Source organism: Streptomyces sp. XM83C (assembly GCF_023072675.1).
GTDB lineage: Bacteria > Actinomycetota > Actinomycetes > Streptomycetales > Streptomycetaceae > Streptomyces > Streptomyces thermocoprophilus.
The window spans coordinates 1-7,665 of sequence record NZ_JALLGL010000295.1; the positions used below are offsets into that span (position 1 = coordinate 1).

The 7,665-nt window shown below is 71.2% G+C and carries 6 protein-coding genes, 1 other RNA gene and 2 pseudogenes; 3 read left to right on the forward strand and 6 right to left on the reverse strand.

Features of this window, described 5'->3' with window-relative positions:
* Nucleotides 1–182: 182 nt before the first annotated feature.
* The gene (locus MTQ10_RS25045; protein ID WP_247472422.1) at nucleotides 183–821 is read right to left on the reverse strand and encodes a hypothetical protein; all 639 of its coding nucleotides are present in this window, start codon (nucleotides 819–821) and stop codon (nucleotides 183–185) included.
* 215 nt (nucleotides 822–1,036) lie between these two features.
* Here MTQ10_RS25045 and MTQ10_RS25050 point away from each other — a divergent pair, with 215 nt between their 5' ends.
* The gene (locus tag MTQ10_RS25050) at nucleotides 1,037–1,561 is read left to right on the forward strand and encodes a tyrosine-type recombinase/integrase (RefSeq protein WP_247472423.1); all 525 of its coding nucleotides are present in this window, start codon (nucleotides 1,037–1,039) and stop codon (nucleotides 1,559–1,561) included.
* Nucleotides 1,562–1,752: 191 nt separating this feature from the next.
* On the opposite strand, the gene rnpB is transcribed toward MTQ10_RS25050, so the two are convergent.
* From rnpB to MTQ10_RS25075, 5 genes and pseudogenes are all read right to left on the reverse strand, one after another.
* Nucleotides 1,753–2,156, reverse strand: an RNA gene (gene rnpB / locus MTQ10_RS25055) — RNase P RNA component class A.
* 115 nt (nucleotides 2,157–2,271) lie between these two features.
* Nucleotides 2,272–3,051: pseudogene (locus MTQ10_RS31740) on the reverse strand (DMT family transporter); the annotation flags it as partial.
* A gap of 22 nt (nucleotides 3,052–3,073) precedes the next feature.
* Complete coding sequence (locus MTQ10_RS25065; protein ID WP_247472428.1) at nucleotides 3,074–3,904, reverse strand: AraC family transcriptional regulator; 831 nt, start codon at nucleotides 3,902–3,904, stop codon at nucleotides 3,074–3,076.
* Nucleotides 3,905–3,961: 57 nt separating this feature from the next.
* Nucleotides 3,962–4,500 (reverse strand): annotated as a pseudogene (locus tag MTQ10_RS25070) (Uma2 family endonuclease); the annotation flags it as partial.
* Between the two features lie 150 nt (nucleotides 4,501–4,650).
* Nucleotides 4,651–6,081: an RNB domain-containing ribonuclease gene (locus MTQ10_RS25075; protein ID WP_247472425.1), complete on the reverse strand. Its 1,431-nt coding sequence runs from the start codon at nucleotides 6,079–6,081 to the stop codon at nucleotides 4,651–4,653.
* 78 nt (nucleotides 6,082–6,159) lie between these two features.
* Here MTQ10_RS25075 and yaaA point away from each other — a divergent pair, with 78 nt between their 5' ends.
* Complete coding sequence (gene yaaA, locus MTQ10_RS25080) at nucleotides 6,160–6,942, forward strand: peroxide stress protein YaaA (protein ID WP_247472426.1); 783 nt, start codon at nucleotides 6,160–6,162, stop codon at nucleotides 6,940–6,942.
* A 72-nt stretch (nucleotides 6,943–7,014) separates the two neighbouring features.
* Nucleotides 7,015–7,665 (forward strand): bifunctional 4-hydroxy-2-oxoglutarate aldolase/2-dehydro-3-deoxy-phosphogluconate aldolase, encoded by a 651-nt coding sequence (eda, locus tag MTQ10_RS25085; protein ID WP_247472427.1) that lies wholly within the window; start codon nucleotides 7,015–7,017, stop codon nucleotides 7,663–7,665.

Genomic DNA, 7,665 nt, shown 5'->3' on the forward strand with positions numbered 1-7,665 from the left:
GGCAGGATGGCATGCGGGCGCGGCCTTCACGATCTTGCGAGTGGAATCACATGATCTTGACGGGTCGCGCCCGTCGACGTTCATCCGGCCTCCTGTCCAAGGGCCGAGCACGCATCACACCTGCCCCCGGCGGCAGTTGCCGCACCGCCAGTGGGTGTCAAGGGTCAGCCCGACAGGACCTCTCAGGGCAGACGCAGCCGATCCACCTTCAGCACCAACTTCATCTGCTCTGCGAGAGCAAGGTTCGCAGCCCCAGCCCGACGCATAAACCGAGTCGCGGGAAACTCGTCAGCGGGAAACTCCCCGAGGAACTCCACATCGCTTTTGGTTTCGGCTAGGGATGCTTCCCCGGCCTCGTCACCCTTCAGGAAGTACTCCCCTTCGGCGCTCTGGCATTCCGCCAGAAATTCGGCGATCTCCGAACGGATTTCGGCGATCGAGAGCGCCGAGTTCACTGCGACCTCTGGATCTTCCTCAAGGAAGCTTGACATTGCGGATACCGATACGGAGATTGCATCCGCTGCGAAGCCGGCTGCCTCTCCGCCGACGCCCTCCAGGCGAGTGATCCAGCGCTCTGCCTCGTCTCGGACCCGCATGAGGTCCGACGCCGAGGCCTGCTGGATACCGCGAAGGTCCAGCCACACCGCATCCAGTCCGTTGTTGATCCGGTAGAAGGAGTCCCCCTCTCCAGAATCGTGAAGGAACGCCATGGATACCGATCGCACCTTGGTCGCACAGAGGGCTGTGACGGCCAGACGTTGGCGTGAGGTCAGCCGTGCGCACTCCACACGAACGACTTCGATGTCTTCGAGAAATCCCATCTCAATTCACCTCACGGAGTCCAAATCGCCTGTGTGTCGCTGACCAGAGTCGCACCCTTGCTCTGCAGGAAACCCTGGCACGCTGGGCAGAACGGTCTATTTACTGCCAGGCCTGTCGGCGTTAGGTCAAGATGGACTGCTGTCTCCCAGAGCTTGACCTCTGCGTGCGGGAAGTTGCCCGATGCGTCCACGCCAGTGCGCGATATCCCGAGCTCGTGAGGGAGGAGCTGTGCACGTTGAATCTGAGAGATATTCTTCCGTGCTCCAACGGCCACAAAGTCGAGAGACTCCGGTCCACCGCCTACCGCGTGCATGACTCCAGTGGTCGCTCTGTCGTTCGCCTTCCCCGCCGGGATGAGCGCGTGCAGCCGCCTGACAAAGGGCTGATCGTCACGACCCGGACCGGCCGGCCGTTGTCGCGCAGCCACTTCAACGACAAGCGGCGCGCGGCCGTCGAGCTGGCCGGGTTGCCGGAAGGCACTCGGTTCCACGGCCTCAAGCACTTCTGCACGAGCCGCTTGGGGGCAGATGGCAAGTACGACCCGAAGACGGTCCAGGCGTTCTCCCGGCACGCCGAGTTCTCCGAGACGTGGGACACCTGCGCACACCCGCCTGTGGCTGTGCAGGGCGTGAAGGTGGACACCTTCAGCGGTCTCTTCGGCGCCGGCGGACCCGGCATCGCGCAAGCGCAGCTCGGCACCCAGCAGCGGGCCGACGGCGTCGACCGCGCGGCCGCATGACGTCGATGCGGGACTTGACACCGACCGCACCGCAAGTGCAAGACGTCTTCGACGCAACGAGGCGAACCATCGTGGCGCGAGGGTGAGTTGACCCGTGGAACGGGCTGCCCACCCAATTCGACCCCGATTCGACCCCGGAGCCGAACGGCAGAGCGGACACCCCCCTCTGACCTGGGCCGGAGGGGTGCGACAGGACGAGCCGGGCTGTACGCCGGGTTCTGTTCCCCGGGCGCCTCGCGGCGGCCGGGGTGACGGCCATCCATCTAGGGCCGGCGTTGCCGCCGGCCTCGTGCGGTCTACCCGGGGACTCGGGCGGGCAGCCCTCGAACGTCCCCGCAGGAGCACCGGGGTGCTCCCTTTTGACCTTGCTCCGGGTGGGGTTTACCTAGCTGCCCAGGTCACCCTGGGCACTGGTGGTCTCTTACACCACCGTTTCACCCTTACCAAGGGCCGAAGCCCCGGGCGGTTTACTTTCTGTGGCACTGTCCCGCGGGTCACCCCGGGTGGCCGTTAGCCACCACCCTGCCCTGTGGAGCCCGGACGTTCCTCGGGAAGCCCCCTCACGGGGACTCCACGCGGCCGTCCGCCCGGCTCGTCTGCCGTGTGGACCATCGTACCCGGCGGGATCCCCCGGTCGATGCCGCGGCCGTCGCCAGGACCGAACCCGTGAGGATCAGGGCGAACGCCGCGACGATCGTGGCCGTGAGGGCCTCGCCCAGGAAGAGGGCGCCCGCCGCGACCGCCACCGCCGGGTTGACGTACGTGATCACCGTGGCTCGTGTCGGGCCCGCCTCCTTGATCAGCTCCAGGAAGGCGACGAACGCCACCGCCGTGCAGATCACGCCCAGGCCCGCCAGGGATGCCAGCGCCTCCCCCGAGGGGGCGTGCGCGGGCCAGGTCGCCGCCGCTGCCGGGGCGTACACCAGCGCCGCCAGCGCCAGGCAGGGCGCCGTCAGATGCAGGGACGGCACGTCCTTCAGGTGGCGGGCCGCTATCAGGGGCGCCGTCGCGTAGCCCACCACCGTCAGCAGGACCTCGGCGAGGGATCGGGCGTCGCCGCCGGTCAGGTGCGGCAGTGTCAGGACCGTCACCCCGGCCAGGCCCAGCGCGAGACCGGTCACGCGGCGTGCCCCGAGGTGTTCCCGGGCGCCGAAGAAGCGGGCCAGGACCACGCCGACGATCGGGACGCCCGCGATCAGCAGGCCCGCCGTCGACGAGGACAGATGGCGTTCGGCATCCGTCAGCGTGAACCACGGGCCGATGATCTCGATGCAGGCGAACGCCAGCATCGGACGCCAGTGCGCGGCGACGGTCCGGCCCAGGCCGCCCTGGCGTAGCGCGAACGGCAGCAACAGCGCCGCGCCCACCGCGCAGCGCACGAACACCACCATCGACGGGGACAGTTCGTCCACCGCCACCTTGATCATGAGGTAGGGGATGCCCCAGACCACTCCCATCAGGGAGAAAAGGAACCAGCCACGTGCAGTCATGCGGCGAGTTTCGGACACCTGTTCATCGTGCGTCTTGAACGCTGTTGCGGTACGCCGCCGGGGTCACCCCCAGCACCCGGCGGAACCATCGCGTCAGATGCGCCTGGTCCGCGAAACCGACCAGGCCGGCCACCTCGGCCGGGCGCAGCCCCGCCTCCAGCAGGGCGCGGGCCCGGGTCACGCGGTGCTGGGCGAGCCAGGCGTACGGCGGTATCCCCATCGTCGTACGGAAGGCGCGCAGCAGCTGGTAGCGGGACAGGCCGAGTTCCGCGGCGAGGGAGGAGAGGGAGGGCGGCTGCGTCAGCTCGTCGGCGAGGCGGTCGCGGATCTGCCGGGCTATGCCCTCCGCGCCGGGGATCGTGTCGCTGTCCGCGCGCGCCGTCGAGTGGCGGCGTGCCAGCGCGGTCAGCAGCCACGGCAGGCGGGACTCGGCCTCCAGGGGGTCGGGGCAGCGCGCCAGGTCGGTGTGGGTGGCGCGGAGGGCGGCGGAGAGTTCCGGGTCGTCGATCACCGCGTCCCGGAAGTGCGGCAGGCCGCGGCCGAGCACGCCGTCGCCGAGCAGGTCGGGTGCGGCGTACAGCGCCCGGTACGCGTAGCCGAGGTCGGGGGTCGCCGGGCCGCCCGTGTGCATCTCGCCGGGGGCCAGAACGACGATGGCGCCGGGGCCGGCCTCGATGTGTCCGCCGCGGTAGGCGATCACCTCGGCGCCGCCGACGCACACGCCGACCGTGTACTCGTCGTGGGCGTGCGGGGCGTACACATGCCGGTCGAAACGGGCCGTGAGCAGGTCCATCGCCGGTCCGCGGCGGCCCAGCCGGGCCCTCGTCCAGTGCGCCTCTTCCCGTCCGGCCATGCGCTGGCACCCCCTTTCCTGCTTCGCTCCGCAGGAGGTGCAACGCCGTGGGGGTCGGAGAAAGTCCGCCTTGTCCAGGTCGAAGGAGAAGGGGGCGGGGAGCGGTGGCGGCTCGCCGAAGGCGCGCTTGAGGATCTGCCGGTGGTCGTCGCCGGCCCTGTCGGCGAACGGCGTCACCGTGGAGGTCTCACGGTCGACGAGCAGGTACAGCGGGACACCGCCGTGGGCGTAGCAGGGGCCTTTCGCGTCGCGGTCCGCGGCGGGCTCCGTCGGGGTCGCTTCGACCACCATGGCGACGTCGTCGCACGGCGTCCAGGGGTCCGCGCCCCCGAACACGTCCAAGTGAGGAGGCGCAATGGTGAGGTGGGGGATCACATGGTTCTTCGGGCGAGCCGCCACTGCTTCGGAGTCTCAGCCCTTCGTTCCCGGAGCAGTCCATATCGGTCCGGGACGCCTTGATCACCTGCCGCTTGATCCTGCTGAGGTACTTCTCGTGCTTCCCGTCCGGCGGCGGCGTCACGACGATCTCCCCCTCGATCAGCTCCCGCCCGGAAGCCCTCCGGGGTGGCCGGGGCGAGGAAGCCGTCCAGCAGGATCTCTTCCCGAGCGGCCCGTGGGGCACGGCGGTCCTGTCACGCCCCTCCTTCGGTCGCTCGCCGAAGTGGGGCATGGGCGGATCACCTGTCCGGGGGAGATCGGGGGCCGTTCCCTCGGTCGTGGCACAGGGTGCGGTGCCGGAGCGCGGGTCAGGCCCGTTCGAATGTCACGGTCGGTTTGCGCATGTCGGCTTCCGTCAGCCGGACCGGGAGGCGGCGGCCGACGTCGTGCGTGGTGATGCCGGTGACGGCGCCGACGACGGCCGGGGTGGCCAGCTGTACGGTGCCGGTTCCGGCGGGCGGGCCGTGGCGGACCACGACGCCGTCGAAGGTCTCGCCCAGCCGGTCCTTCAGTACGGCGGCCTCGACCAGGTCGACGCAGGCGCCGTCGACCTGGTTGGCGCGTCTGCCGCCCTCGGCCATGCGGTCCTTGACGCGGTCGAGGCCTTCGAGCGCCCAGCCGGGGGGATGCCGGCCGGCCGACGCGGCGAGGCACAGCTCGGTGGCGTACCGGTCGGCGAGGCGGCGCAGCGGGGCCGTGCAGTGGGCGTAGGGGGCGGCGACGGAGGCGTGCATGGGGTCGGCCGGCAGGTGGCCGCCGGTGAAGACGGTGTAGTCGGCGCGGCTCATCAGGCCGGTGCAGGCCTGGAGGAAGGCGGCGTTGCGGGGCTCGGCCGGGTCGAGCGTGCGGACGCGTTCGGCGTAGGACATGTGGGGCGGCCAGTCGATGCCGAGGCCCTTCGCGGTGTGGTGGAGTTCCTCCAGCTTGCCGGGCTTGGGCACCTGGGTGCGCAGGATGCCGTTGCCGTGCGCCAGCATCAGCTGGGCGGCGGACAGGCCGGCGAGGAGGGAGACCTGGGCGTTCCAGTCCTCGGCGGGGAGCGGGGCGCGGTAGGTCAGTTCGTAGGTGTGGTCGTGTTCGACGATCTCCTGGTCGGGGACGCGCAGGGAGATGCCGCCGCGCTCGGTCTCGACCTGCTGCCGCAGCAGGCCGACGGTCTTCAGCAGAAGGAGGGGCTCCTCGGCGGTGCCGGTGTCGATCTGCCGCTGCACGCTCGCGTAGTCGAGCCTGGCGTGGCTGCGGATCAGGGCGCGGCGTACGTCGACGGCGGTGGTACGGACGTCGGCGTCGAGGTCGATCGTCCATACGGCCGCCGGGCGGGGCTGTCCGGGCAGCAGGCTCGCGGCGTCCTCGCTGAGCACGGGCGGGTGCAGCGGGATGCGCAGGTCGGGGAAGTACAGGGTGAGGACGCGTTCGTGCGCTTCCTTGTCGAGCGGGCCGTCGGGGGTGACGAAGGCGGCGACGTCGGCGATGGCGTACCGGACGCGGTAGCCCGTGCCGTGCCGGGACAGGTGCATGGCCTGGTCGAGGTCGCGGGAGCCGGGCGGGTCGACGGTGAAGAACGGGATGCCGGTGGCGTCCTCGTCGGGGAGGACGGGATGCGCGGCGGCCTCCTCGGCCGCGGCCAGCACCTCGGGCGGGAAGCCGGCGGGTGTGTGCAGCTTCTCCCGCAGGGCGGCGAGTGCCGTGAGCAGCGGGCCCTCGGGGACGCCGGTCACATGCAGGGGGCGGCGGGGCATACCGCCACGGTAGGGCGCCGGGTGCGGTACGGCACGCCGTACGCTGTCCGGGGTCCCCGTTCGTCAAGGAGAATTCGCGTGCTCGTCCTTCTGCCGCCTTCCGAGGGCAAGGCCCCGTCCGGCACCGGCTCCCCGCTGCGGCTGGATTCCCTGTCGCTGCCGGGGCTCACCGCCGCCCGCGCCGCCGTACTGGAGGAGCTGGTCGAGCTGTGCGCCGGTGACGAGGAGAAGGCGCGGGAGGTGCTGGGGCTCAGCGAGGGGCTGCGCGGGGAGGTCGGCAAGAACGCCGGGTTGCGCGAGGCCGGGGCCCGGCCCGCCGGGGAGATCTACACCGGGGTGCTGTACGACGCTCTGGGCCTGGCCTCGCTGGAGGGGCCGGCGCGGGAGCGGGCGGCCGGGTGGCTGTTGGTGTTCTCCGGGCTGTGGGGGGCCGTCCGGGTGACGGACCCCATCCCTTCGTACCGCTGTTCGATGGGGGTGAAGCTGCCCGGGCTGGGCGCGCTGGCCGCGCACTGGCGGAGCCCGATGGCTCAGGTGCTGCCGGAGGCCGCCGGGGACGGGCTGGTCCTCGATCTGCGCTCGTCGGCGTACGCGGCGGCGTGGAGGCCGAAGGGTGAGGTCGCGGGGCGTACGGCGACGGTACGGGTGTTGCACGCACCGACACGGAAGGTCGTCAGCCACTTCAACAAGGCGACCAAGGGGCGGATCGTACGCAGCCTGCTGACCGCCGGGGCCGCGCCGCAGGGTCCTGCCGAGCTGGTGACGGCGCTGCGGGATCTCGGGTACACGGTGGAGGCCGAGGCGCCCGCGAAGGCGGGGAAGTCCTGGTCGCTGGATGTGCTGGTGGACGAGATCCACTGAGCATCGCTCGGGCTCGTTGCGTCATGCGCAATGGCCTTTGCGTGCTGTGCAGCGCGTCGGCAGGATGCCCGTATGTCCGCCGCCCTGCCCGCGCCCGTGCCGTCCGTGCTGGAGCTCGCGCCCGTGCTGCCCGTGGTCGTCGTCGAGGACGCCGCTGACGCGGTGCCGCTCGCGCGGGCTCTGGTCGCCGGGGGGCTGCCCGCGGTCGAGGTGACGCTGCGGACACCGGCCGCGCTGGAGGCGATCGGCGCGATCGATGCGGGGGTGCCGGGCGCGGTGGTCGGTGCGGGCACGGTCCTGACGCCGGGGCAGGCCGCGGACGCCGTGGCCGCCGGGGCGCGGTTCCTGGTCAGTCCCGGCTGGACCGACGCCCTGTTGGGGGCGATGCGGGGGGCCGGGGTGCCGTTCCTGCCGGGGGTCTCGACGGCGACCGAGGTCGTGGCGCTGCTGGAGCGCGGGGTGCGGGAGATGAAGTTCTTCCCGGCGCAGGCCGCGGGCGGTACGGCCTATCTGCGGTCGCTGGCCGGGCCGTTGCCGCAGGCCCGCTTCTGCCCGACGGGCGGCATCGGGCCGGACAACGCCGTCGACTATCTGGCACTGCCCAACGTGGCCTGTGTGGGCGGCAGTTGGATGCTGCCGCCCGACGCGGTCGCGGCCCGTGACTGGGGCCGCGTGGAGCGGTTGGCGCGGGAGGCGGCACGGTTGGGGGGCTGTCTCTTTTAA

Coding starts and splice junctions, on each gene's coding strand:
- MTQ10_RS25045 (WP_247472422.1), bottom strand. CDS start 821: ATGGGATTTCTCGAAGACATCGAAGTCGTTCGTGTGGAGTGCGCACGG.
- MTQ10_RS25065 (WP_247472428.1), bottom strand. CDS start 3,904: ATGGCCGGACGGGAAGAGGCGCACTGGACGAGGGCCCGGCTGGGCCGC.
- MTQ10_RS25075 (WP_247472425.1), bottom strand. CDS start 6,081: ATGCCCCGCCGCCCCCTGCATGTGACCGGCGTCCCCGAGGGCCCGCTG.
- eda (WP_247472427.1), top strand. CDS start 7,015: ATGTCCGCCGCCCTGCCCGCGCCCGTGCCGTCCGTGCTGGAGCTCGCG.